This window comes from Prevotella sp. HJM029 (assembly GCF_000599605.1).
In the GTDB taxonomy this organism is placed as follows: domain Bacteria; phylum Bacteroidota; class Bacteroidia; order Bacteroidales; family Bacteroidaceae; genus Prevotella.
In genome coordinates this window covers 224,862-250,596 of record NZ_KK082668.1, presented here as the reverse complement: position 1 = coordinate 250,596, position 25,735 = coordinate 224,862, and the positions used below count along the sequence as shown (strand labels likewise).

Genomic DNA, 25,735 nt, shown 5'->3' with positions numbered 1-25,735 from the left:
TTTTGATGATTTTTTTAATGTGAATAAATGCCATCTATCGTCTCATTCAACAAGCTCATTGATTGAAAGTCTCTACCAGTTGATGACGCTTAGTCCAAAAATACCTTGCCAATCGCCGTATAACGAAAGGCGAAAGACTTAACAACACGACACCGATAACCGCTAAAATGGCTTGTACAAGTTGCCCAGAAGGCAAAAAATGATAGAGCGCGAAGGTAAACATTAAGGGCAACAGCATCAATAATCCGTAAAGATGAAAGCTCATTTTACCACCCTGATAATTGAAAAATGACGTACTATTGAGGTCTAACCGCTGCGAAAACAAGCAGGAAGGAAGGAGAAAAAGGTCACACCCGGAGCTAAAAATAAAGGAGGAAAGCAACTTCCCTAAAGACCAATAGCTCAAGAAAACGCCAGGTAAAAGCACTAACATAAGCAGCGCATTGAGTTGAATAAAGAACAAAAGCTTCCGCCTTAACAAGCTCTCCATATCGAAAGGCCTTGTCAATAAGCCATGAAGGAAATTGCTTTCGACGCCTAAAAGGTTCTGTCCTATGATAATAGCAGGAAAGAATATCGGCATTAACAAGTAGGTATCAAGGAATCCTCGTGGGTAGACTCCGTCATTGTTTCCACGTGCATTGAGATAAACCTGCACCACAAAAATAGCTGAAACCAGTAAAATAGTCATGCGGAAGCGTTTGACTCGCATGAGCATCTTCCAGTCCATACTCAACAAATGCCCACTCGTTAGCCGACGTGCCACGTGCTGTTGTTGGCGATAGTCGGCATAATGAGGCAAATAGCACATATAGATGAAAAGGCAACCTGCAAACAACAAGGTGACAATGCCCCACACCATCACACGCCAAATGGGCGATAGTTGCGGCATCAACAGTACCATAAAGACTGCAGCAAACACGTAATAGACGAGCCAAGCCAACCACAAGACGAATTTAAACATCCACCCTTGTGCCTTATGGTGTGCCGTAATGAGTAACCCATCGGTCATACTCACAAGCAAAGCAAGTGCAAAAGCAAGTAAGGCATAGCCCAAAGGTAATCCCAAACAAGCAAGGATGAGCACCAAAACAGGTACGGCCCAGTTGAGATAATCTACCAGATTAAGCGCGAAAAGAAACGAGTTCCATGTGCGACGTGAAATGGGTTTGGTGTGCACATAGTCATCACTACCTGTAATATCGTGCTTCAAAAAGAGCTTCATCAGCACCTCTGACACGGAAAAGCCCACTACAAGTGGAACAATATAATACATGCTATCAGGATGATGGAAGAGTGTTGACATTTTATTTCCGCTTGCTTCGAAGCCCATCCACATACCAAAAACCATACAAAGCGCAAAATAAGCCACAACGCCTAAGCGTTTCCAGTCGAATGTTCGACACGAAATAGTCCACCAATGGCGTAATAAAATCCTCAGCATCTTTATATTTCTATTGTTAAAAACATGAGTCAAAGGTAACACTTTTCCTTAAACATTTTTCACGGCTTCACATAGAAAGGTGCTTTTTTAACGTTATTTTATGACCATAGCCTCATAAAAAACTCTACTTTTGCACCTTGAATTTGGATAATAACACAAAAGAAAATGAAGAGAATGTTATTGATGTTGTGCTTCGTGTGGGGTGTTATTGCCGCTGGAGCACAGATGGAACGTGCAACAACAGGCGACCATTGGGTGGGCACTTGGGCCACAGCACAGCAACAACCCGTGAAGAGTTTCATGCCTTATAATAACAACTTGTCTTATCGATCCGTGCGACAAGTGGTAAAAGTTTCGATTGGTGGTAAGCTCATGCGCTTAGAACTCAGCAACGAACTCTCACGCGAGCCACTCACCATTCGTTCGGTTTACATCGCTCACTCCACCGATAGTTTTGCTATTGTGCCACAAACAGCTAAATATTTGCTTTTTAATGGGCAAACACAAGTGACGATTCCAGCTGGGAAACGCATTGTAAGTGATGCCCTTTCTTTCGAGCTTCAACCTTTAGAAAAGATAGCCATCACGATGAATTATGGGCGTGCTCCATCAGTTCCTACCGTGCACATGGGCTCGCGTACCACCTCTTATATCCTCAAAGGTGTGAGCACAGCACGCAGCAACTTTGCACCTTCGTTTCGTGAAAACCATTGGTTTAATATTGCCTCGATAGCCGTTTTCGACCTCACAGTGAAGGCTATTGGTATTATCGGCAACTCGATTACCGATGGAAAGGGCACCACTGACAATGCAAACAATCGCTGGACGGACGTATTAGCAGAGCAATTACAGAAACGACATGGCGTGACAACGCGCGGCATTCTTAATTTAGGCATCGGCAATAACCGCGTAACGGTGGCGGGAGGTTTCGGTATTTTGGCCAAACAACGTTTCAATCGTGACATTTTAATGCAGCCAGGCATCGAGACTGTGGTAATTTTTGAAGGCATAAACGATATAGGAGCGGCCTCAAAAGGAGCGAGTGAACGCGTGGCTGCCGACTTGATTAACGCCTATGATGAGATGATTACCAAGGCGAAAGCCCGCAACCTGCGCATCTTCCTGTGCACCATTACACCGTTTAAAGGTGCGGATTATTACTCACTCTTTCACGAAGCTGCCCGCAAAACCGTCAACCAATGGATTCGATCACAACGTGAACGCGTAAATGGCATCTTAGATTTTGACGAACTTCTGCGTGACCCTGCCGACCCGGAGCGTCTGCAAAAGCAATGGCAGAGCGATTGGTTGCACCCCAATCCCGAAGGTTATCGTGCGATGGGTGAATATGCTGCAGAGCGCTTGAAATAGCTTTCTCACAGCAAGTTGCAGGCTTTTTGGGCGAATAGCAACGCCCTTTTAATCGAAAGTGCAAACAGAACCGAAAGTAAAGTGGGCCACTTTACGCCACAAAGTAGGCTACATTGCCATGTAAAGTAGGCCACTTTACTGCATAAAGAAGGCCACTTTGCAAACGATTTTGTGGAAAGAAGTGAGACAATGTGGAGAATTTTATGTAATTTTGAAGCCGAGATTCTCAATCAATACATACATATGCGTTCTTTAGGTAGCCTCGAAAACAGGGCTGATGCCAAAGGAAGAGCAGAGGAAAATTGCACCCATGCAAATGACTTTGGCGACACGCTGCAGGATTTTATGTGCGAGAAGTAGCCGTGGTTTTTACAGCAACGACGAACATTTAATTTGGGACTTTTAGGTCATGGTTAAGACAATAGAGGACTATCACATACCAGTGCTTTTAGAACCGAGCATTGATGGACTAAATATCCATCCCGGAGGTGTTTATGTTGACGCCACCTTTGGGGGTGGAGGGCATAGTCGTGAATTACTTTCTCGATTGGATTCAACCGCCCACCTCTATAGTTTCGACCAAGATGCTGATGCCGAAAAGAATGTTTTTCAGTTAGAGACAGGTGGACAACAACGTTTTATTGATGACCCACGATTTACTTTTGTACGCAGTAATTTCCGCTATTTACGTAATTGGATGCACTACTATGGCGTAGAAGGTGTCGATGGATTGCTCGCCGATTTGGGTGTTTCAAGTCACCACTTTGACGATGAGTCACGCGGCTTTTCATTCCGCTTTGAAGCACCATTAGATATGCGCATGAACAAACGTGAGGGTAAAACGGCCGCCGATATCGTGAATACTTATACCGAAGAAGCCTTGGCTAAGGTGTTTTATCTGTATGGTGAACTGAGAAATTCACGTCGTCTTGCCTCTGCTTTGGTCGCTGCTCGCACCATAAAGCCCATTGCAACGACACAAGATTTTTTGCATGTGGTGGAGCCATTCTTTAAACGTGAACGTGAAAAAAAGGATTTAGCGCGCCTGTTTCAAGCGTTGCGCATTGAAGTAAACCACGAGATGGATGCACTAAGTGACATGCTTTTGGCCGCCGTTGGCTGTCTTCAACCTGGCGGGAGATTATGCGTTATCACCTATCATTCGTTAGAAGACCGCATGGTGAAAAACATGATGAAGACCGGAAACATTGCTGGCGAACGGCAAGTTGACTTCTATGGGCACATGAAGGCTCCACTAAAGTTGGTTAATAATAAGGTGATTGTGCCCGATAGTGATGAACAACGCGAGAATCCTCGAAGTAGAAGTGCAAAATTAAGGATAGCAGAAAAGATATGAAAAATGAAGATATAGCCCCAAAAGGGACATCCGAAATAACATCTATTGTAGCATCATCTATAGCAAATAATGATGAAATGCAAGAGGATATTTTGCCTGCGGAGGAAGAGAAAGTACGTCCACGTATGGCAAAGGGCACTGCTGCGTCTGATGAGGGAGAGGGTCCTTCATTGAAAGAGGTGATTGAAAAGCAAGCCACAGAAGATGAATCGCCGCAGGCTTTCACCTTCACGCTGAAGAAAATCTTGGGTGGTGACATTCTCACTACGCAGACCATGCGTAATCAGATTGGTGTATTCTTGCTCATTACACTATTCCTTATTTTCTATATCGCTAATCGTTACAGTGTGCAGAAAGACCTCATTGAGATTGATCGCCTACAGGATGAATTGCAAGATACGAAATATAAAGCCCTATCCAGCAGCAGTCAACTGACTGAAAAAAGCAGAGAAAGCCACGTGTTAGAGTTGCTAAAGAATAACAAAGACAGTGTGCTGAAAATTGCAACACAGCCACCTTACATCATTAATGTTCCTGAAGAATGAGCAAGTTCAATCAAAACAAAGTGATGCCACGCTATAGTGTAATCGCCATATTGATGACGATTGTTGCCATAGGCGTGTTGGGTAAAGCGCTCTATTTGATGACTGCAAAACGTGATTACTGGCAACAAGTAGCCAATCGCGTGAAGAAAGACAGCGTAAGTGTGAAGCCTATCCGAGGCAATATCTTAAGCTGTGATGGACAACTCATGGCCAGTTCATTGCCCGAATTTAAGCTCTTCATGGACTTCAAAGCCTTGGAAGAGGCCAAGAACGATTCGCTCTGGCGCAGTAAACTCGACTCGATTTGTATGGGGTTAAACCGCATTTTCCCAGAAAAGCCAGTTTCTTCCTTCAAGCATTTGTTGGTAGAAGGTCAGCAAAAAGGGAGTCGACACTGGGCCATTTGGAACAAACGAGTGGATTATAACACCTACACAGAGGTAAAAGCGCTACCCGTTTTCAACCTTCCTCCCAACAAAAGTGGCTTTCATGTAGAAGAATATAACGCCCGAAAGCGTAGCTATGGGTCGTTAGCAGGGCGCACAATTGGTGCCATGTTTGGTGCAAAAGACACTGCAAGATTTGGTTTAGAGCTGTCCTATGACTCCATTCTTCGTGGTAGTAATGGTATCATTCATCGCCGAAAGGTGCTCAATAAGTTTCTCGATATCATGGATACTCCGCCCATTGATGGTGCCGATATTGTGACAACTATCGATGTAGGTATGCAAGACTTAGCTGAGCGTTCGGTCATAGATGAGTTGAAACTTATCAATGGGAACGTAGGGGTTGCTATCGTTATGGAGGTTGCTACGGGTGATATCAAAGCCATTGTGAACATGGAAAAATGCGTAGATGGCGAATATCGTGAGGTGCGTAACCATGCAGTTAGCGACCTTTTGGAACCTGGTTCTGTATTTAAAACGGCTTCCATCATGGTGGCTTTAGACGATGGTGTGGTAGATACTACCTATAAAGTTGAAACAGGTTCGGGCACATGGCCTATGTATGGACGCGAGATGAAAGACCATAACTGGCGACGAGGTGGCTATGGATTGCTCACCTTACCACAGACTTTAATGGTGAGTTCGAACATAGGTGTGAGCCGAATTATCGATGAACACTATCGTAATCACCCAGAGAAGTTTGTTGAAGGTATCTATAGAACAGGACTTGCTGACGACTTAAAAATACCACTTGTTGGTGCATCTTCAGCCCGAATTCGCATGCCAAAGAAGAACAATAGAGGCGAATGGGTGAACTGGAGTCACACGGCTTTACCTTGGATGAGCATTGGTTATGAGACGCAAATTCCACCGATTTCAACGCTAACTTTCTACAATGCGATTGCCAACAACGGCAAGATGATGCGCCCAAGGTTTGTAAAAGAGGTGGTGAAGAATGGTGAAGTTATCATTGATTTTCCACCAGAAGTGATGCGAAATAGCATCTGTAAGCCTAAGACCCTACATGAAATACAAACCATTCTCGACCATGTGGTGAGCCAAGGTTTAGGTAAAAAGGCTGGTTCTCCATCGTTTCGAGTAGCTGGAAAGACGGGAACTGCGCAAATGTCTAAAGGAGTTCAGGGTTATAAGAATGGCGGAGTGAACTATCTTTTGAGCTTTGCGGGCTACTTTCCTGCTGATAATCCCCGCTATAGCTGCATCGTTTGTATTCAGAAATCGGGTATTCCTGCCAGCGGAGGTGGTATGAGTGGTGTCGTTTTTCATAACATTGCGGAAGGCATTATGGCGCAGAGTCTGCGCTTAGATGTGGCTGATGCACGCGATTCCTCATCGATATTTACCCCCGATGTGAAGTCAGGTAACGTCTTAGCTGCCGATTATGTGCTGTCGCATTTAGGCATTAATGCCAATAAAAACTGGAGTGGAAGCTATGCCAATGGCAATCCCATTTGGGGAAAAGTCGAGCATCGCCCACAACAGAAAACCATCATCTTAGAACAAACCTCAACGCCAAGCCGTCACATTGTACCCAATGTTGTGGGCATGGGCGCGCGAGATGCCGTTTATTTGTTAGAGAGTCGAGGCGTAAAAACAACCATTATTGGGCGTGGAAGTGTTATAAAACAAGACATAGAAGCTGGCCAAAGAATAAAGAAAGGCATGCATATTGTCTTAACATTAGAATAGAACATCAATAGAAATAAAGATATGAAATTAAACGAAATGCTGCGCAACATCACGCCTTTGCAGGTGATTGGTGATGCAGAAATGGAGATTAAAGGCGTGAATATCGACTCACGCAAGATTCAACATGGACATCTTTTCGTGGCTGTTAAGGGCACACAAGTGGATGGTCATCAGTATATCGACAAAGCTATTGAACAAGGTGCTACAGCTATCTTGTGTGAAACTTTGCCCCAAACCTTAGCAAAAGGCGTAACTTTTGTGCAGGTTGCCGACACAGAAGATGCCGTTGGCAAGGTGGCTACCTTATATTATGGTGACCCATCTAAGCACTTAAAGCTCGTAGGTGTGACAGGAACGAATGGGAAAACCACTATCGCTACTTTGTTATATAACATGTTTCGCAAGTTCGGTTATAAGGTAGGACTGCTCTCTACCGTATGTAATTACATCGAAGATGAAGCTATTCCGGCCGATCATACCACACCCGACCCCATTGAGCTCAATGAATTGTTGAGCCAAATGGTAGCTGCCGGTTGCGAATATGCCTTTATGGAATGTTCAAGTCATGCCATTCATCAGAAGCGTATCGGCGGTTTGACCTTTGCAGGAGGCTTGTTTACCAACCTCACGCGTGACCATTTAGACTATCATAAGACGTTTGAAAACTATCGAAATGCAAAGAAAGCATTCTTTGATGGGCTGCCAAAAGAGGCTTTTGCCATTACCAATGCCGACGATAAGAACGGACTTGTGATGGTGCAGAACACCAAAGCCACGGTTAAAACCTACTCTGTTCAAGCACCAGCCGATTTCAAAGCACGCATCTTAGAGTGTCATTTCGAAGGCATGTACCTTGAGATTGATGGCCGAGAGGTGGGCGTTCAGTTCATCGGCAAGTTCAATGTAAGCAACCTTTTGGCCGTTTATGGTGCTGCGCGCATGTTAGGTAAGTCGCCAGAAGAGATTCTTTTGGTCATGAGTACGTTGCATAGTGTGAGCGGACGTCTTGAGCCTATCCATTCAAAAGAGGGCTATACAGCCATCGTTGACTATGCTCATACACCCGATGCACTTGAAAATGTGCTGAAAGCCATTCATGAAGTGCTCAATGGGAAAGGCCATGTCATCACCGTTTGTGGTGCAGGTGGCAACCGAGATAAGGGCAAACGTCCCCTCATGGCGCAAGAGGCTGTGAAGCAAAGCGACAAGGTTATCATCACCAGTGATAATCCACGCTTTGAAGATCCGCAGGACATTATCAACGATATGCTCGCAGGTTTGAACCCACAACAAATGAAAAAGGTGCTTGCTATCGTGGACAGACGCGAAGCAATTCGCACGGCTTGTATGATGGCACAGAAAGGAGATGTCATCCTTGTAGCTGGAAAAGGTCACGAGAACTATCAGGAAATCAAGGGCGTGAAACACCATTTTGACGACAAAGAAGTGCTGCAAGACATCTTCAAAGAGCAGTAATCTTGTTTACGTTTGCAATGGTTTGGAAATGAAGCTGTTAGCAATATCTCAAAAAGTGGCCCATATTACTGGGTAAAATGGGCTATATTGCGCCACAGTTTGCGCCAAATTGCCAAACGATTTGATACTTATTGCGAGGCCATCTCTGCGCAACAGTTTCACCATGCGTTGGCAACGCTTGTTTCATCACAGTTAAAATCGAATAAAAAACATGTTATACTATCTCTTTAGGTTCTTAGAACAATACGGCATCAGCGGCTCCCATATCTGGGGTTACATCTCCTTCCGGTCGCTGTTAGCCTTAATTTTGTCGTTGGTTATATCGGCATGGTTTGGCGAACGCTTCATCAAATACCTCAAGAAGAAGCAAATAACCGAGACCCAACGCGACGCCACGATCGACCCTTTCGGCGTGAAAAAGATTGGAGTTCCATCGATGGGTGGCGTCATTATCATTCTGTCTATCTTGGTTCCCGTGCTGCTTTTAGGACGTTTGCGCAACATCTACCTCATCTTAATGGTTATCACTACGGTGTGGTTGGGCTTTCTTGGCGGTATGGATGACTATATCAAAATCTTCAAACGCGATAAAGAAGGGCTGAAAGGCAAGTACAAAATCGTGGGACAAGTGGGCATAGGTTTGATTGTAGGTTTAGTGCTTTGGGCCTCGCCCGATGTGAAAATGAATGAGAATATCGCCATAGAACGGCAAGAGAATGTCATCGTAAAGCATCGCAGTGAAGCCCATAAATCGCTCAAAACAACCATTCCTTTCGTCAAAGGTCATAACCTGAGTTACAGCAATCTCATGAGTTTTTGCGGCAAACACAAGGTTGCAGCAGGCTGGATTTTGTTTGTTGTGATGACCATTGTCGTTGTAACCGCCGTGAGCAATGGTGCCAATTTAAACGATGGAATGGATGGAATGTGTGCCGGGAACTCGGCTATTATCGGGGTTGTTATCGGCATTTTGGCCTATGTGAGCAGTCATATTCAATTCGCAGCCTACTTAAATATCATGTATATTCCGCAATCCGAAGAAATAGTTGTCTTCATGTGCGCCTTCATTGGCGCGTTGATTGGCTTCTTGTGGTACAATGCTTATCCTGCACAAGTGTTCATGGGTGACACCGGATCGCTTACCATTGGTGGCATCATTGCAGTGAGTGCAATCATCATTCACAAAGAGCTTTTGCTGCCAATCCTCTGTGGAATCTTCTTCGTTGAGAGCTTAAGTGTCATCCTTCAGGTGTACTATTATAAGATAGGTAAGCATAAAGGATTGAAACAACGCATCTTCAAACGAACGCCGATACATGATAATTTCCGCGTAACCGACGACCAATTGGATCCCGATTGCCACTATCTGATTACCGCTCCTCATAGTGCTAAGCACGAAGCGAAAATCACTTTACGCTTTTGGGTCATTACCATTATCTTGGCAGCACTCACCATTATCACATTAAAGATTAGATAACAATGAAAAGAATCGTTATATTAGGTGGCGGAGAAAGTGGCGCAGGAGCCGCCGTTCTGGCCCAAAAAGAAGGGTTTGATGTATTTGTTTCCGACCTATCGGCCATCAAAGAACCCTATAAAAAGTTGCTCGATGACCACCACATTGAATGGGAAGAGGGGCAACACACGGCTGAAAAGATTCTCAATGCCGACGAGATTATCAAGAGTCCCGGCATTCCAAAAGAGGCTCCTATGGTGCAAAAGCTCATGCAACAAGGCACACCTATCATCAGTGAAATAGAGTTTGCGGGGCGTTATACGCATGCAAAAATGGTGTGTATCACGGGAAGTAACGGCAAAACCACTACGACATCGCTCATCTATCACATCTTTAAAACGGTGGGATTAGACGTGGGATTGGCCGGTAATATCGGCCATAGTTTGGCCCTACAAGTGGCTGAATCGCCCCACGAATACTATGTGATTGAGCTCAGTAGTTTTCAATTAGACAACATGTATCAGTTCAAAGCTGACGTTGCTATCTTGCTGAATATCACCCCCGACCACTTAGATCGCTACGACAATTGTTTTGAAAACTATGCCGAAGCCAAATTAAGGATTTTGCAAAACCAAACACAAGCCGACAGCTTTATCTATTGGAAGGACGACCCTGTCATCGCAAAAGAGTTGCAAAAGCATGCTGTCCATGCAAAAGCCTATCCGTTTGCAGAGCATAAAGAGAATGGTGTTGTGGGCTATATCGAACAAGAACAATACACTTTGACCTATCCTTCGACGTTCCAAATGCCTCAAAACGAGCTATCCTTAACCGGCAAGCACAACCTTTATAACAGCTTAGCAGCAGGCTTAGCGGCCAATATTGTGGGCATACCTCACGACATTATTCGCCAGGGTTTAAGCGACTTTCCTGGCGTAGAGCATCGGTTAGAGAAGGTATGCAAGGTGAATAACGTGCAATATATCAACGACTCTAAGGCCACAAATGTCGATGCTTGCTGGTATGCTTTGGAGAGTATGACAACCCCAACTATCCTTATTCTTGGAGGAAGAGATAAAGGTAACGACTACAAACCCTTATTACCTTTGGTGAAAGAGCGATGCGTTGGCTTGGTTTATTTAGGCGCAAACAACCAAAAATTGCACGACAATTTTGACGCTTTAGGGCTTCCTGTGCGCGATACCCATAGCATGAGCGACTGCGTTAAAGCCTGCTTTGAGATGGCAAAGCCTGGAGAAACGGTGCTATTAAGCCCTTGTTGTGCCAGCTTCGACCTCTTTAAAAATATGGAAGATCGCGGTGAACAATTCAAAACATTAGTTAGAAACTTATAGAGAAAAGTGCTATAAAAGGACATTCGAAGGCTGTTTCACCCACTCTTTTGCAGAAGTATAGGGCACATCTACTCATGGAACGCTGCAGATGGTGCGTAGAAAAGGGAATAAACAGGTTCTCTTTTACAGCCTTTCCAAAATCTTTTTAGTACATTCAACGCAATGGACAGCAAAACATTTGGAAACATTTTTAAAGGTGATAAGGTGATATGGATGATCTTCTTCTTCCTTTGTATCATCTCGATTGTAGAGGTTTTTTCGGCTTCATCCGAATTAACTTACAAAGGAGGTAGCTATTTTTCACCTCTCATCAAGCACATAGGCATCCTCATCTTTGGCTTCGTTAGCATGGTTGTGGTGCTCAACCTTCAGTGCAAATATTTCAAAATTGCAACACCTTTTTTCATTATTCTCTCGGTCTTCACCTTGCTTTGGGTGATTGTTGCTGGACAATCGACCAACGGAGCACAACGATGGGTGAACTTTGTAGGCATACAATTCCAGCCTTCAGAGATTGCAAAAGGCACCGTAGTGTTGGCCACTGCACAGATTTTAAGTGCACTTCAAACCGACCATGGTGCCGACAAGATTGCCTTTAAATACATCTTGGGCATTTGTTTCCTCATCATTCCACTCATTGCATTAGAGAATTTATCTACCGCAGCATTGCTTAGTTTGGTGGTGTTGATGATGATGTCGATAGGAAGAGTGCCCATGCGCCAAATTGGGAAGTTGATGGGTGTGGTTGTCTTAGGTTTGCTTTTGGTGTTTGCTGGCGTTATGTTAGTGGGCAAAGACACTCAGAATGAAGACAATGACAAGGTTTTAACGGAGCAAACACAAACCGATTCGCGGGAGGAAGGCCTATTTGGTAAAATCTTTCACCGCGCAGATACGTGGAAATCACGCATCGACAAATTTGCCAACCACAAAGAGATTGCCCCACAAGATGTAGACTTAGATAAAGATGCACAAGTGGCACATGCCAACATAGCCATTGCATCTTCTAACATTGTGGGTAAAGGACCTGGTAACAGTGTGGAACGCGATTTCCTCTCACAAGCCTTCTCTGACTTCATTTATGCGATCATTATTGAAGAGTTGGGCATTGAAGGAGCCGTGTTTGTCGCAGGACTATACATCATGCTACTCTTCAGAACAGGACGTATAGCCAGCCGTTGTGAAAACTATTTTCCTGCACTTTTGGCCATGGGGTTAGCCTTATTGTTAGTAACCCAAGCCCTGTTTAACATGTGTGTGGCTGTAGGAATCGTGCCTGTCACAGGGCAACCCCTTCCCCTTATCAGTAAAGGCGGTACCTCTTCGGTTATTAATTGCATCTATGTGGGTGTGATTTTAAGCGTGAGTCGCTCTGCTAAAAAGCGGGGAGAAAGTGAACCTGTAAAGGCTAAGGTTAGCTAACTTGTTCCCACCATTCAAGCAATCCTATTGCCATAGCAAAGAGCTGCTGACGACAGGTACTACATCAAGGCTGAAAAAGTGGGCTACTTTAGCATATAATCTCATAGAGATTGCTACTAAATTGCAATGAGATTGCATGATAATGTTGTCCACATTACTTGACCCACCATCACCCACTGAGAAACAAAGTCTTATCATCCCATAGGGAGAAAGCTTGCAAATATGCCAACAAAGGCTCCTACGAATGTGCAACAAATGCCACGATGGAGCCACTCACTCATTTGAATAAAGCATGCATTTGCTGGATTCTATTTAACAATTAATAGACGGCAAAGTAAGTAAGAACTAAAAAAAATGATTACTTTTGCAATGATATAAAAAACAAGGAGTAATGGAGCAAGAATTAAGAGTTATCATTAGTGGTGGCGGTACGGGTGGACACATCTTCCCAGCCATATCGATTGCTAACGCCATTAAAGCCAAGCGTCCTGATGCAAAGTTATTGTTTGTAGGGGCATTGGGCAGAATGGAGATGCAAAGAGTGCCCGCTGCAGGCTATGAAATCAAAGGACTTCCCATTGCAGGTTTCGATAGAAAGCACTTGCTCAAGAATGTTATTGTGCTCTACAAGATATGGAAGAGTCAACGTATGGCAAAGAAAATCATTCGTGATTTCAAGCCTATGGTGGCTGTAGGTGTTGGTGGATATGCCAGTGGTCCCACGCTGAACGTGTGCGCATCGAAAGGTATCCCCTGCTTAATCCAAGAGCAAAACTCCTATGCTGGCGTAACCAATAAGCTTTTATCAAAGAAAGCTTCGAAGATATGTGTTGCTTATGAAGGTATGGAACGCTTCTTCCCTGCAGATAAAATTATTATGACGGGCAATCCTGTCCGGCAGAATGTGCTTAACATTTCGCTCACAAAAGCTGAAGCCAAAGCAAAGTTTGGATTGGACGAACAAAAGAAAACGATTTTGTTAGTGGGTGGAAGTTTAGGTGCTCGCACGCTCAACGAGAGCATGTTGAGCCACCTCGACATGATAAAAAATAGCGATGTTCAATTCATTTGGCAAACGGGTAAGATTTATTATCAGCAGATTTTGCAACAACTTGAAGGTCACCATCTGCCCAATTTAAAGGTAATGGACTTCATTGCTGACATGGGTGACGCCTACAAAGCCGCAGACCTTGTCATCAGCAGAGCAGGTGCCAGCAGCATCAGTGAGTTCTGTTTGATAGGAAAGGCTGTTATCTTAGTACCTTCACCCAATGTGGCTGAGGATCATCAAACTAAGAATGCGATGGCCTTAGTGAATAAGAGCGCGGCTATTTACGTAAAAGATAGCGAAGCACCCGATGTGCTTTTATCAACAGCCATTGAGGCAGTTCACGATGGCGAACAACTGAAACATTTAGAAGAAAACATATTAAAACTCGGATTAAACAATGCTGCAGACGTCATTGCAGATGAGGTAATCCGATTAGCTTTGCAATAGATGGAATTAAAAGACATTAAAGCAGTTTACTTTATTGGTGCCGGAGGTATCGGTATGAGTGCAATAGCACGCTATTTTATGAAGCGTGGTTTAGTGGTTGCTGGCTATGACAAAACGCCATCAAATCTCACCCATCAACTTGAAAAAGAAGGTATGGTGATACACTATGAAGAAGATGTTGCCGAAATTCCCCACGCTTGTAAGAACCCCGAAACCACTTTGGTTGTCTACACTCCTGCCGTTCCTTCACAGCACAAAGAGTTGGTGTTTTTCCAAGAAAATGGCTTTGAAGTAGAGAAGCGTGCGCAGGTATTGGGACGCTTAACACAAGCACATCGTGGGCTATGTTTTGCTGGAACACATGGCAAAACCACCACCTCTACGATGTGTGCACACATCATGCACCAGAGCCATTTGGACTGTAATGCTTTCTTAGGCGGTATCTCTAAGAACTATGGCACAAACTATATCCTTTCTGACACCAGCGACTTTGTGGTGATAGAGGCCGACGAGTTTGACCGCAGTTTCCACTGGCTTCGCCCCTGGATGAGTGTTATCACCTCAACAGATGCCGACCATTTAGACATCTATGGCACAGAAGAGGCTTACTTGGAGAGCTTTCGTCATTACACCGAACTCATTCAACCTGATGGCGCTTTGGTGCTGCACACCGACTTAGCCATGCGAGAACATGTGCAAGAAGGTGTGAAAGTGTATAGCTATAGCCGAGATAAGGGTGATTTTCACGCTGAGAATATTGTAATTCAGAATGGTGAGATTACATTTGATTTCGTGTCGCCCGTAGAAATGGTTCGTGGCATCAGCTTAGGCCAACCCATCCCCATCAACATTGAAAATAGCGTGGCTGCTATGGCAATTGCACAGCTCAATGGCTGCACAGCAGAAGAGTTGCGGTATGGCATGCGCACATATAGCGGTGTAGACCGACGCTTTGATTTCAAAATTAAGAACGACAAGCATGTGCTGTTATCTGATTATGGCCATCATCCCAAAGAGGTATTACAAAGTGCTAAGAGCTTGAAAGAGCTCTTTCCCAACCGAAAGATTACGGCTATTTTTCAGCCTCACCTCTACACCCGCACACGTGATTTCTACCAAGACTTTGCACATGCGCTGAGCAACTTCGATGAAGTGGTGCTCACTGAGATTTATCCTGCACGCGAAGCCCCTATCGAAGGCGTGACGAGTAAGCTCATCTACGACAACTTAGCCGCTGGCGTAGAGAAGCATCTCATTGAAAAGAAAGACGTATTGGAGTTTGTAAAGCAACACGATACCGATGTGTTGGTGATTTTAGGTGCCGGGAATTTAGATAATGACGTGCCACAAATCGCACAGATTATTAATCAGAAATCATAGTTTGAACCATCTGACATGCGTATTCATTGGAAGAAAACACTCGTCATTACAACCGATATCCTGTTAGCAGGATATTTGGTTTTGGCGTTTACAGCTTTCAACAAGCCCGATGAATCGCAGCGTTTGTGTACGCAGGTGAACATCGATATCCAAGATGAGGCGACCAATGGGTTTATTAATGCACAAGAAATTAAACGGCGCTTAGAGAAAGAACACCTTTATCCTTTATCGCAGCCCATGCGCAAGGTAAACCTTCGCGAGATTGAAGAGCTGCTGAAAGCCAGTCCATTTGTGAAGACTGCTGAATGTTATAAAACTGAAGGAGGGGCAGTAAACATCACGCTAACACAGCGCATGCCAGTGGTAAGGGTGAAGGCAAGCAACGGAGATGACTATTATTTGGATGATAAAGATTGTGTTATGCCCAACTCTCACTACACCAGTGATCTCATCATCGCCACAGGAGACATTTCGAAATCGTTTGCTACCCATTACCTCTCACCCATGAGCAAGGCTATTATGGCCAATCCTTTGTGGAGTAATCAAATAGAGCAGATTAATGTGTTGCCTGACAAAACCATAGAGTTGGTACCTCGAGTAGGGAACCATATCATTGGCTTAGGCACCATTCCTTATAACAAATATAAGTCAAAGCAGAATGCAATTGTAACAGCTTTCATCGAAAAGAAATTAAGTCGCTTGGAGAAATTTTATCGTTATGGCCTCTCACAAGCTGGGTGGAATCGCTATAGCTATATCAACTTAGCATTCGACAATCAGATTATCTGCAAACGAAGAGATGGTAAGCCCACACGTGAAGAGGATGATTTACACACTTTATCTGAAAGCGATGTGATTGGCAATGTGCCTGAAACGCACGAAGAAAGGACTTCTACTGAAAAGACAGAGACGAAAGAAAAGTCAAAAGTTAGTACTCCTGAGAAGCCTAAAAAAGAAGAGGTGAAGTCAAAAAAAGACGAGAAACCAAAGGAGAAGAAAACCGAAAAGCCGCAGCATGCGGAGAAGACAACGAAGGAAAAAGCTTCAACGCACACTGCTGACAAGCCAAAGGTGCGCACAAAAGATAAGGATAAAGAAAAAACTTCGCATACGAAAAGCGAAGCCAAAAAAGAGAAAACGAAGAAACATTGATGTTGAATTGATAAAAAAATAAAGCATGGCAGAATTTATTGTTGCGATAGAATTAGGGTCAACAAAAATCATAGGCGTTGCCGGAAAAAAGAACCTCGATGGTAGTATCACCGTATTATCTGTGATAAAAGAAGATGCGTCACAATGCATTCGCAAAGGTGTTGTATATAATATTGATAAGACGGTGCAAAGCCTTACCAACATTATCAGTAAATTAAAAGCCAACTTAAAGGCCGAGATTGCTCATGTCTATGTAGGTGTGGGTGGGCAATCTATTCGCAGTGTACGCAATGAACTGGTAGAAGAGTTGCCCGCAGATACCATTGTTTCGCAAGAGATGGTGAACCAACTCATGGATAAGAATCGCACAATGAGCTACCCCGACCAAGAGATTTTGGAGGCGGCTACACAAGAATATAAGGTGGATCAGCAATACCAATTAGACCCCATCGGCATACAATGCAGCCGCTTAGAGGGCAATTTCCTCAACATCCTTTGGCATAAAACGTTCTATCGCAACCTCAATAAATGTTTTGATTTAGCAGGAATAGCCATTGCTGAAATGTATTTAGCCCCTATGGTATTGGCCGATAACGTACTCACTGAAGCCGAAAAGCGCTCAGGATGTGTCTTGGTTGACCTCGGAGCTGAGACTACAACCGTTGCCGTTTATTTTAAAAATATTCTACGTCATCTGGCCGTTATTCCTTTAGGAGGTGCCAATATCACTAAAGACATCGCTTCTCTGCAAATGGAAGAGGCTGATGCCGAGCGCATGAAGCTTAAATATGCCAGTGCCTATACAGACAACAACGACATTGACAATACACTGATGCTATCCATTGATGCAGAACGTCAGATAGAGAGTCGCAAATTTATTGAGATTGTTGAGGCCCGTGTAGAGGAGATTATAGAGAATGTTTGGTTCCAAGTACCCGCTGAATATGTTAACAGTCTTTTAGGTGGTATTGTGCTCACTGGTGGTGGAAGCAACCTTAAAAACATCGAGACTGCATTCAGAAACCACACCCACGTTGACAAGATTCGTACCGCTAAATTCATCACCTTCAATATCCATTCAAATAATGAGGAAGTGAATGCACATGATGGTACAATGAATACTGTCTTGGGTATCTTAGCTAAAGGCGACATGAATTGTGCAGGTCCTGAGCTCACGACAGACCTTTTCAGTGTAAATCAAGAAGGAACAACTACCACAACCACCAATGATTTGCACCAAAAGGCACGCACACTCAACGAGACAACAGGTAGCGGAGTGGTGCGTACAGAAATCGAAAAGCAAAAGGCCGAAGAAGAAGAACGCCGCAAGAAAGAAAATCAAATGCAAGCAGCTTTAGAGCAACAACGACAAGAGGAAGAGCGATTGGCTCGTGAACGCCGAGAAAACAGCACCCTCTATAAAGCGATGAAGGGCTTGAAAGGCTTTTTCCAAAAGATGATTTCAGAAGACGAATAAAACTTTTACCTGTTTAAAAAGATTGCTTACAGTATAAAAGAAAAAAGATATGGCAGAACAAAATAAACAAATGACGGTGGTAGATTTTGGTGATGCGCCAGGCAAAAATAGTATTATCAAGGTGATTGGTGTTGGTGGAGGTGGAGGAAATGCTGTCAACCATATGTATAGAGAAGGTATACATGACGTATCGTTTGTGCTCTGTAACACCGACAATCAAGCTCTTAACAATTCGCCAGTACCCGTACACTTGCAATTGGGAAAGGAAGGATTGGGAGCAGGAAATCGACCCGAAAAGGCACGCGCAGCAGCTGAAGAAACGATTGATGATATTAAAAACATCCTCAATGACGGCACAAGAATGGCCTTCATCACTGCAGGAATGGGTGGTGGAACAGGTACAGGTGCAGCACCAGTAATTGCTCGTGTTTCAAAAGAATTAGACATCCTTACCGTAGGTATCGTTACTATCCCCTTCCGCTTTGAAGGTGCTCGAAAGATTGATCAAGCCTTAGACGGCGTCGAAGAGATGGCAAAACATGTCGATGCTCTATTAGTTGTCAACAACGAACGCCTCAGAGAGATCTATCCCGACCTTACGCTTTTAGATGCATTCGGCAAAGCTGACGACACATTGAGCGTGGCTGCCAAGAGCATTGCGGAGATTATCACCTATGAAGGCTACATGAATCTTGATTTCAACGATGTGAAAACCATCCTGCAAAATGGTGGTGTTGCCATCATGAGTACCGGGTATGGAGAAGGTGAAGGGCGTGTGAAGAAGGCAATTGATGATGCACTCAACTCACCTCTACTCAACGACAACGACATCTTCAAGTCCAAAAAGATTCTACTAAGCTTAGGCTTTAGCAACGAAAAGGATAAAAACTCTGCACTAATGATGGAAGAGATGAATGAGGTAACCGATTTCATGTCACGCTTTGATAGTGACTATGAAACGAAATGGGGCGTCACCATCGACCCTGAATTGGGGCAAAAGGTAAAGATAACCATTCTCGCTACAGGCTTTGGCATTGAAGATGTAGATGGCATGAACAGCCATTTGAAGAAGCACACCCAAGAAGAAGCTGATAGAATGGCGCAAGAAGAAGAGCGGCGTGCAGAACGAGAAGAGCGGCGTAGTCATTACTATGGCAATATCGGGAAGAACAATCAATACAAGCGACGCCCACATATTTTCCTCTTCCGACCAGAAGATTTAGCCAACGAGGACGTGATTTTGGCTGTTGAAAACACACCCACTTACAAGCGTACGCGCCAAATGTTAGAAGAAATTCGTCAGCAAACGCCAAGTGATTCCCCCACAAAGGATGAGGAAAGACCAACAAGTGAACCGACACAGAGTGTTATCAGTTTCACTTAAACTGTAGCTCAAATTCAAATCAAACGGGTGTAATACGATGTGAAAAACAAAGTATTATACTCGTTTTCCTTTACTAACACGTCCGCTTCTGTACAAGTTCTATTCCTCACTCCTCAACAATCTCAATGAAAGCAGTAGGTTCGATAAACGAGTATTACATCAAAGAGCTACGAAAAGGAGTGCCATCGCTGCGCTACGAAGTATATTATCAGCCCTACAAGCTGATAAAAATATAGCACGTGCTCATTGCTATTTCATTTTATTTGCTATCTTTGCAACGATAACGACAGAGAAAATATGACACAAGAGGAGAAAACAAAGATTGAGGAACGTATTGTTGATGTGCTGAAAACAGTTTATGATCCTGAGATTCCTGTAAATATTTGGGACTTGGGCATGATTTATAAGATTGATGTAAAAGATGATGGTAACGTTGATCTTGATATGACTTTCACGGCACCCAATTGTCCTGCGGCCGATTTTATTTTAGAAGATGTACGCACAAAAGTTGATAGTGTTGAAGGAGTGACGGCAACCAATGTTAACTTAGTGTTTGAACCTGCTTGGGATCAAAGCATGATGACAGAGGAAGCACGCGTGGAATTGGGATTTGAATGAATTGTACTCTGCAGCAATGCGGTGGTACGATTGCGATAACAAAACTTTATCTACATGGAAAAGAACATCTACTTTTTGAGCGATGCGCATTTAGGTTCGTTGGCTATCCCACACGCTCGCACACAAGAACGTCGCATAGTGCGCTTTTTAGACAGCATCAAAGAGAAAGCTTCAGCAATTTATCTATTAGGCGACATGTTCGACTTTTGGGACGAATATCGCTATGTGGTTCCCAAAGGATTCACACGCTTTTTGGGAAAGCTGAGCGAACTAACCGACAATGGAGTAGAAGTACACTTCTTTACGGGCAATCATGATGTGTGGACCTATGGCTATTTAGAAAAGGAATGCGGTGTTATCGTGCATAAAGCGCCTCTCACAACAGAGCTTTATGGCAAGATATTCTATTTGGCACACGGCGATGGTTTGGGGGATCCAGACCCTATGTTCCACTTCTTACGTCGTGCTTTCCACAATCGTTTCTGCCAAAGACTACTCAATTTTGTGCATCCACGCTGGGGCATGGCTTTGGGATTGAACTGGGCTAAGCATAGCCGTTTAAAACGAATAGATGGCAAAGAGGTGCCATTCATGGGTGAAGAAAAAGAATATCTGGTGCAATTTGCACAGAAATATCAACAAAATCATCCAGAGATTGACTATCTGCTTTTCGGCCATCGCCACATAGAATTGGATATTACCATCAACAAAACGGCGCGTATGCTGATTTTAGGCGATTGGATTTCATTATTCACTTATGCGGTCTTCGATGGTGAACATTTACTATTGGGACAATATGTGGAAGGCGAATCGAAATTTTAATCTCTCCTAAACTCCATCTTTAGCCCATTGCTTTATTTAAGAAGCAGTGGGCTTTACAATTTCCCTTCTTCCCGATAGGAGAAATATTGTCCATCGGTGATAATGACATGGTCGAGGAAATAGATGCGCATAGTTTCACAAGCAGCTTGCACACGGCGCGTCAACTGGTTATCAGCCGAACTGGGTTGTGCATGGTTGCTGGGGTGATTGTGGGCTAAAGCCAGCACTGTGGCATTGCAGAGCAGGGCTTCTTTCAACATAATACGCACATCAACTGCAGTCTCACTCAGCCCACCATGACTGATACAAAGGGACTTTATGAGCCGGAAGTGCTGATTGAGCAACAGCACCCATGCCTCTTCTACATCAAGATCCTGCATGCGTGGATGCAGATATTCGTAGATGGCGACCGCCGAATCCAAGGCTGTTCGCTCCTCAGCCTTTTCCATAGCACGCCGTTTCCCCAATTCACATGCAGCTAAGATAGTAATGGCTTTTGCTGGACCAACGCCTTTGTAGCGCTGCAATTCCTGGCAAGTGAGCTTGCCTAATGTGTTGAGATTATTGTGACAATCGCTTAAAATGCGTTTCATCAAATCAACGGCACTTTCGTTGGGCGTGCCACTCCCGATGAGAATGGCCAGCAATTCAGCATTTGATAACACCTGTGCTCCAAGGCGTTCAAGCTTCTCGCGCGGTCGATCTTCTTCTGCCCAATGCGCTATACTATTGCAATGTTTCTCGAAGGTCTCTTCCATGTGCAATAAAAGGATGAAAAGGGAATGAGGAAAAAGCTATTGATAGAAGGTCTTTTCGTAGGCACTAAAGCTACCGTGCCGCAAGATGATGCGCTTCCAAAGAGCTTCGAAAAAACCACATCCATAACCAATGAGTTGGATATAGGCTGCAAAAATGCTCCATATTCCAATCTCAAAGCTATGGTTTTGCCGAGTAGAATCAATCAAAATGATGAGTGAATAAAGCGATATTGGTGCAAGACCACACACCATAAGCAATACACCAATGATAGAAACGGGTGCAGGCATGGTACAGAGATACAGAATAAGTCCGTTGAGAATCATCAGCAAAAACTGTGCACAAGCAAAGGTGAAAGCAGCAGGAAGCACATGAACGAACTTCAGACTGTCGGGGTATTTCATATAGAGGTTGATGCGAGCGATACCACTGTTGTAGACTTGCCGCCAAAATTTGCGAAAGTCTGTGCGGCGTTTATGCCACACCCATGCCGTAGGAAACAGACGACAACGATAGCCAGCCTTAAAGATTCGAATGCTAAAGTCGATATCTTCCCCAAAGCGCATGTTGCTGAAACCACCCAATTGCTGATAGACCTCACGACGGATACCCATGTTGAATGAGCGCGGATAGAATTTATCCAATTTCTTTTTCCCGCCGCGAATACCGCCTGTGGTGAAGAAACTTGTCATCGAATAAGAGATGGCTTTCTGCGTATCGGTGAACGATTCGTGTGCCCTATCGGGGCCACCAAACGCATCAACAGGTGTTTTTTCTAATTCATCGTCAACGGATTTAAGATAGTCTGGTGGCAAAACCACATCACTATCTAAAATCAAAAGATAGTCGCCTTGTGCACGCTCTGCACCATAATTGCGACTCATGCCAGGGCCATTATTGGACTTTATGAAATACTTGATATCAAGCTGTTGTGCATAACGCTTACAAACCTCCTCACAAGTGATTTGTGAACCATCTTCAACAATCAGCACTTCGAAGTCGGTAAGTGACTGCTTCGTTAAGCTTTCTAAAAGTTCTTCGACCTCATTCGGCCGATTAAAAACAGGAACAATGATGGAGTATTTCATAGCAACGAATGGATTTTAAATGAAAAAACCTACCTTTGTGCGGATAGATAGCACACAAAAGTAGGTTCGTTTTTGATTTATTCTGAGACGCGTCCGAGGTAACTTCCGTCGCGTGTGTCGACCTGAATGGTCTCGCCTTCATTCACAAATAAAGGCACACGCACCTCAACACCCGTTTCAAGGGTTGCAGGCTTTGTTGCATTCGTTGCCGTATTACCTTTTACGCCTGGTTCACTATGCGTGATTTTGAGCGTCGTTTTCACAGGCATCTCAGCCGAAAGGATGGTTCCATCGGTGGTATCGGTGCACACATCAACCACGTCTCCCTCCTTCATGAAATCAACACCCGTAATTTGTTCACGATTAATGGGTATCTGTTCGAATGTTTCTTGATTCATAAAAATGTGCCCTGTTGCATCTTCATAGAGATATTGATAGGGGCGATGCTCCACACGAACATCATCCAATTTGAAGCCAACCTGGAATGTTCGTTCCAAAACACGACCATCAGCAACATTCTTTAATTTCGTATTCATCACCGTGTTACCCTTACCTGGCTTACGATGTTGAAAGTCAATACACTTCCAAATACCACCATCCATACGGATGCAGGTACCGATTTTTATTTCTTGTGAATTAATCATTATTGTATAATTGATATTTATAATAATCTTTTGACCTTTCTAAAGTGCCATTTTCGCACCCCAGCCTTGGCATGCAAAGTTACGATATTTTTATAGAAAATCGCTGCACTAATGCTTAAAATTCACTTAGTTCTTTGGTAATTCGAAAATTATAAGTAATTTTGCAAGCCAAAAAGGAGGAACGAACGCAGGTTTAGCATGACCAAATAGCGCTCATACGTTGCAATAAATAACAAAATAAATAAGAAAGAAAATGAAAAGAACATTCCAGCCTCACAACCGCCGTCGCGTGAACAAGCATGGTTTTCGCGAGAGAATGGCAACAAAGAATGGCCGCCGTGTGTTAGCTTCACGTCGTGCTCATGGTAGAAAGAAATTAACAGTCTCTGACGAAAATCACGGCAAGTAGACCTGAGGAGACTGATGATAGATTAGAAAAAGCAGCAAAGTACATCGTTCTTTGCTGCTTTTTGCATTTAATTATTTTGTTGTTTAAGCCATTTATCTTATCTTTGCAACATAGGAAAAACGGAGTTAATCGGACAAATGCAGTCATCAGAATTCGTTAAAAAGTTTAGCAGTTGGTATCTGTGGAAGAATATTCTTATCATGGGTTTAGTTGTCGCTGTGTTAGGTGTGGGCGTAAAGTTTGGCCTCGACTTCTATACACACCATGGTGAAGCAATTCCCGTTCCCGACTTAAAACACAAACGTTTAACGGATGCCGAGCACCTCTTACGCGAGTTAGGGCTCGAAATTCAAGTTGTTGACACAGGTTATGTTAAGTCACTACCTGCAGATTGCATCCTTGAACAATCTCTAACTCCAGGCGAGAGAGTGAAGTCAGGGCATATCATCTATGTCACCATCAACTCTCCACAAACCCCCACAATTACCCTCCCCGATATTATTGATAATAGTTCTTTGCGCGAAGCCATGGCCAAATTAACTGCCATGGGCTTTAAACTTGGCACACCAAAGTATATTGCAGGCGAAAAGGATTGGGTATATGGCGTGCTGGTAAATGGTCGACCTGTAAATGCTGGTGATAAGATTTCTGTTGAAGCAACGCTGATTATTCAAGTGGGAAACGGCGAGCGAAGTGACGATGACTCCGTAGACTATATCGACCCAGCTTTACCACATCCTAACGAAATGGGTGATGATGTAGATGAATTTGAAGTAGTGACAGGACCTGATAGTCCTACCAAAGGGAACGACAACGTTAAAGAAAATTCAGCCAAAACAATGCCTAAAGAGTAGCATATGATTGAAGAACAAGAAATCATAGATGACGAATTGACTACCGAAACGCCACAACGTTTTGAGCATTGGAAGATAGAAGTCGATGCAGGGCAGATGCCTGTGCGCATCGATAAATACTTGACGGACAAAAATCCCTATCAAAGTCGCAACCGAATACAGCAGGCTGCCGATGCTGGCTGTATCGAAGTAAATGGCCAAGCTGTGAAGAGTAACTATAAAATCAGGCCACATGATGTGATTACACTCATGCTCAACACGCCCAAACATGATACGAGTATCGCAGCTGAAAATATTCCCTTAGATATTGTTTATGAAGATGATGCCCTCATGGTTATCAATAAAAAAGCAGGTATGGTAGTGCACCCTGGAGCAGGAAACTTCACAGGAACGCTCATCAATGCCGTGGCATGGCATCTAAAAGACTTAGACACTTTTGATGCCAACGATCCTGATGTGGGATTAGTTCATCGCATAGACAAAGATACTAGTGGGCTCATCGTTGTAGCAAAGACAGCTGATGCGAAGTCTAATTTGGGGAAACAGTTCTTCAATAAAACCACTCACCGCAGCTATCATGCCCTCGTTTGGGGTAATTTTGTGGAAGATGAAGGCACCATAGAGGGCAATATTGCACGCGACCCCAAGAACAGATTGCGCATGAAGATATTTCCTTTGGATAGCGAAGTGGGCAAAACGGCCATCACCCACTACCGTGTAATGCAGCGTTTTGGCTATGTTACATTGGTAGAATGTATTTTGGAGACAGGCAGAACGCACCAAATTCGTGCACACATGAAGCACATTGGCCATCCACTCTTTGCTGATGCAACCTATGGTGGCGATGAGATAATTCGCGGACAGCGCAGCAGTTCTTACAAAGCCTTTATCCAAAACTGCTTCAAAGCCTGTCCAAGACAGGCACTACATGCAAAGACATTGGGCTTTATCCACCCCACAACAGGCCAGCAAATAGACTTCGATTCGGATTGGCCAGTAGATTTTTCAACTTTAATTGATAAGTGGCGCGCCTATCTATCAGGTACAACACAAGACACTTTCACAATATAA

23 protein-coding genes are annotated in these 25,735 nt (G+C 43.9%); 19 read left to right on the top strand and 4 right to left on the bottom strand.

Going from position 1 to position 25,735, the window contains the following annotated elements; translation table 11 throughout:
* Nucleotides 1-55 precede the first annotated feature (55 nt).
* On the bottom strand, nucleotides 56-1,444 hold the full coding sequence (locus X919_RS0109790; protein WP_028899964.1) for a DUF5687 family protein: 1,389 nt from the start codon (nucleotides 1,442-1,444) through the stop codon (nucleotides 56-58).
* Between the two features lie 165 nt (nucleotides 1,445-1,609).
* Between X919_RS0109790 and X919_RS0109785 the strand changes: the two genes are divergently transcribed.
* The 16 genes from X919_RS0109785 (at nucleotide 1,610) to X919_RS0109710 (ending at nucleotide 20,913) form a co-directional block, all read left to right on the top strand.
* The gene (locus X919_RS0109785; RefSeq protein WP_028899963.1) at nucleotides 1,610-2,815 is read left to right on the top strand and encodes an SGNH/GDSL hydrolase family protein; all 1,206 of its coding nucleotides are present in this window, start codon (nucleotides 1,610-1,612) and stop codon (nucleotides 2,813-2,815) included.
* Nucleotides 2,816-3,004: 189 nt separating this feature from the next.
* The gene (locus X919_RS16635; protein WP_155949708.1) at nucleotides 3,005-3,175 is read left to right on the top strand and encodes a hypothetical protein; all 171 of its coding nucleotides are present in this window, start codon (nucleotides 3,005-3,007) and stop codon (nucleotides 3,173-3,175) included.
* Between the two features lie 49 nt (nucleotides 3,176-3,224).
* Complete coding sequence (rsmH, locus tag X919_RS0109775; protein ID WP_028899962.1) at nucleotides 3,225-4,172, top strand: 16S rRNA (cytosine(1402)-N(4))-methyltransferase RsmH; 948 nt, start codon at nucleotides 3,225-3,227, stop codon at nucleotides 4,170-4,172.
* Nucleotides 4,169-4,717: an FtsL-like putative cell division protein gene (locus X919_RS0109770; RefSeq protein WP_253270124.1), complete on the top strand. Its 549-nt coding sequence runs from the start codon at nucleotides 4,169-4,171 to the stop codon at nucleotides 4,715-4,717. Before rsmH ends, X919_RS0109770 begins: the two co-directional genes overlap by 4 nt.
* Nucleotides 4,714-6,873 carry a penicillin-binding protein gene (locus tag X919_RS0109765; protein WP_028899960.1) on the top strand — a complete coding sequence of 720 codons (2,160 nt, stop codon included), beginning with the start codon at nucleotides 4,714-4,716 and terminating at the stop codon, nucleotides 6,871-6,873. The genes X919_RS0109770 and X919_RS0109765 overlap by 4 nt, the downstream gene beginning before the upstream one ends.
* Nucleotides 6,874-6,894: 21 nt before the next feature.
* Entirely contained in the window at nucleotides 6,895-8,349 is a 1,455-nt protein-coding gene (locus X919_RS0109760; protein WP_028899959.1) for a UDP-N-acetylmuramoyl-L-alanyl-D-glutamate--2,6-diaminopimelate ligase, read from the top strand.
* A gap of 211 nt (nucleotides 8,350-8,560) precedes the next feature.
* Nucleotides 8,561-9,826, top strand: coding sequence for a phospho-N-acetylmuramoyl-pentapeptide-transferase (locus tag X919_RS0109755; protein ID WP_004380699.1), 1,266 nt, complete (start codon nucleotides 8,561-8,563; stop codon nucleotides 9,824-9,826).
* A 2-nt stretch (nucleotides 9,827-9,828) separates the two neighbouring features.
* Entirely contained in the window at nucleotides 9,829-11,160 is a 1,332-nt protein-coding gene (gene murD / locus X919_RS0109750) for a UDP-N-acetylmuramoyl-L-alanine--D-glutamate ligase (protein WP_028899958.1), read from the top strand.
* A 162-nt stretch (nucleotides 11,161-11,322) separates the two neighbouring features.
* Nucleotides 11,323-12,582, top strand: coding sequence for an FtsW/RodA/SpoVE family cell cycle protein (locus X919_RS0109745; RefSeq protein ID WP_028899957.1), 1,260 nt, complete (start codon nucleotides 11,323-11,325; stop codon nucleotides 12,580-12,582).
* 391 nt (nucleotides 12,583-12,973) lie between these two features.
* Nucleotides 12,974-14,080, top strand: coding sequence for an undecaprenyldiphospho-muramoylpentapeptide beta-N-acetylglucosaminyltransferase (murG, locus tag X919_RS0109740; protein WP_028899956.1), 1,107 nt, complete (start codon nucleotides 12,974-12,976; stop codon nucleotides 14,078-14,080).
* On the top strand, nucleotides 14,081-15,460 hold the full coding sequence (gene murC / locus X919_RS0109735; protein ID WP_028899955.1) for a UDP-N-acetylmuramate--L-alanine ligase: 1,380 nt from the start codon (nucleotides 14,081-14,083) through the stop codon (nucleotides 15,458-15,460).
* A gap of 15 nt (nucleotides 15,461-15,475) precedes the next feature.
* Nucleotides 15,476-16,612: a cell division protein FtsQ/DivIB gene (locus tag X919_RS0109730; protein ID WP_028899954.1), complete on the top strand. Its 1,137-nt coding sequence runs from the start codon at nucleotides 15,476-15,478 to the stop codon at nucleotides 16,610-16,612.
* A gap of 25 nt (nucleotides 16,613-16,637) precedes the next feature.
* Nucleotides 16,638-18,089, top strand: a complete 1,452-nt coding sequence (gene ftsA, locus X919_RS0109725; protein ID WP_028899953.1) for a cell division protein FtsA — start codon at nucleotides 16,638-16,640, stop codon at nucleotides 18,087-18,089.
* A 49-nt stretch (nucleotides 18,090-18,138) separates the two neighbouring features.
* Entirely contained in the window at nucleotides 18,139-19,473 is a 1,335-nt protein-coding gene (gene ftsZ / locus X919_RS0109720; protein WP_028899952.1) for a cell division protein FtsZ, read from the top strand.
* Between the two features lie 297 nt (nucleotides 19,474-19,770).
* Nucleotides 19,771-20,091, top strand: a complete 321-nt coding sequence (locus tag X919_RS0109715; protein WP_028899951.1) for an iron-sulfur cluster assembly protein — start codon at nucleotides 19,771-19,773, stop codon at nucleotides 20,089-20,091.
* Between the two features lie 54 nt (nucleotides 20,092-20,145).
* Nucleotides 20,146-20,913, top strand: a complete 768-nt coding sequence (locus X919_RS0109710; protein WP_028899950.1) for a UDP-2,3-diacylglucosamine diphosphatase — start codon at nucleotides 20,146-20,148, stop codon at nucleotides 20,911-20,913.
* A gap of 53 nt (nucleotides 20,914-20,966) precedes the next feature.
* On the opposite strand, the gene radC is transcribed toward X919_RS0109710, so the two are convergent.
* From radC to efp, 3 genes are all read right to left on the bottom strand, one after another.
* Nucleotides 20,967-21,671 carry a RadC family protein gene (radC, locus tag X919_RS0109705; RefSeq protein ID WP_028899949.1) on the bottom strand — a complete coding sequence of 235 codons (705 nt, stop codon included), beginning with the start codon at nucleotides 21,669-21,671 and terminating at the stop codon, nucleotides 20,967-20,969.
* A 36-nt stretch (nucleotides 21,672-21,707) separates the two neighbouring features.
* Nucleotides 21,708-22,757 (bottom strand): glycosyltransferase, encoded by a 1,050-nt coding sequence (locus X919_RS0109700; RefSeq protein ID WP_028899948.1) that lies wholly within the window; start codon nucleotides 22,755-22,757, stop codon nucleotides 21,708-21,710.
* A gap of 77 nt (nucleotides 22,758-22,834) precedes the next feature.
* Nucleotides 22,835-23,401 carry an elongation factor P gene (gene efp, locus X919_RS0109695; protein WP_028899947.1) on the bottom strand — a complete coding sequence of 189 codons (567 nt, stop codon included), beginning with the start codon at nucleotides 23,399-23,401 and terminating at the stop codon, nucleotides 22,835-22,837.
* Nucleotides 23,402-23,654: 253 nt separating this feature from the next.
* Here efp and rpmH point away from each other — a divergent pair, with 253 nt between their 5' ends.
* The 3 genes from rpmH to X919_RS0109680 all read left to right on the top strand — a co-directional run bounded on the left by rpmH (nucleotide 23,655) and on the right by X919_RS0109680 (nucleotide 25,735).
* The gene (rpmH, locus tag X919_RS0109690; RefSeq protein WP_004378018.1) at nucleotides 23,655-23,810 is read left to right on the top strand and encodes a 50S ribosomal protein L34; all 156 of its coding nucleotides are present in this window, start codon (nucleotides 23,655-23,657) and stop codon (nucleotides 23,808-23,810) included.
* 137 nt (nucleotides 23,811-23,947) lie between these two features.
* Nucleotides 23,948-24,664, top strand: coding sequence for a PASTA domain-containing protein (locus tag X919_RS0109685; RefSeq protein ID WP_028899946.1), 717 nt, complete (start codon nucleotides 23,948-23,950; stop codon nucleotides 24,662-24,664).
* A 3-nt stretch (nucleotides 24,665-24,667) separates the two neighbouring features.
* The gene (locus X919_RS0109680) at nucleotides 24,668-25,735 is read left to right on the top strand and encodes an RluA family pseudouridine synthase (RefSeq protein WP_028899945.1); all 1,068 of its coding nucleotides are present in this window, start codon (nucleotides 24,668-24,670) and stop codon (nucleotides 25,733-25,735) included.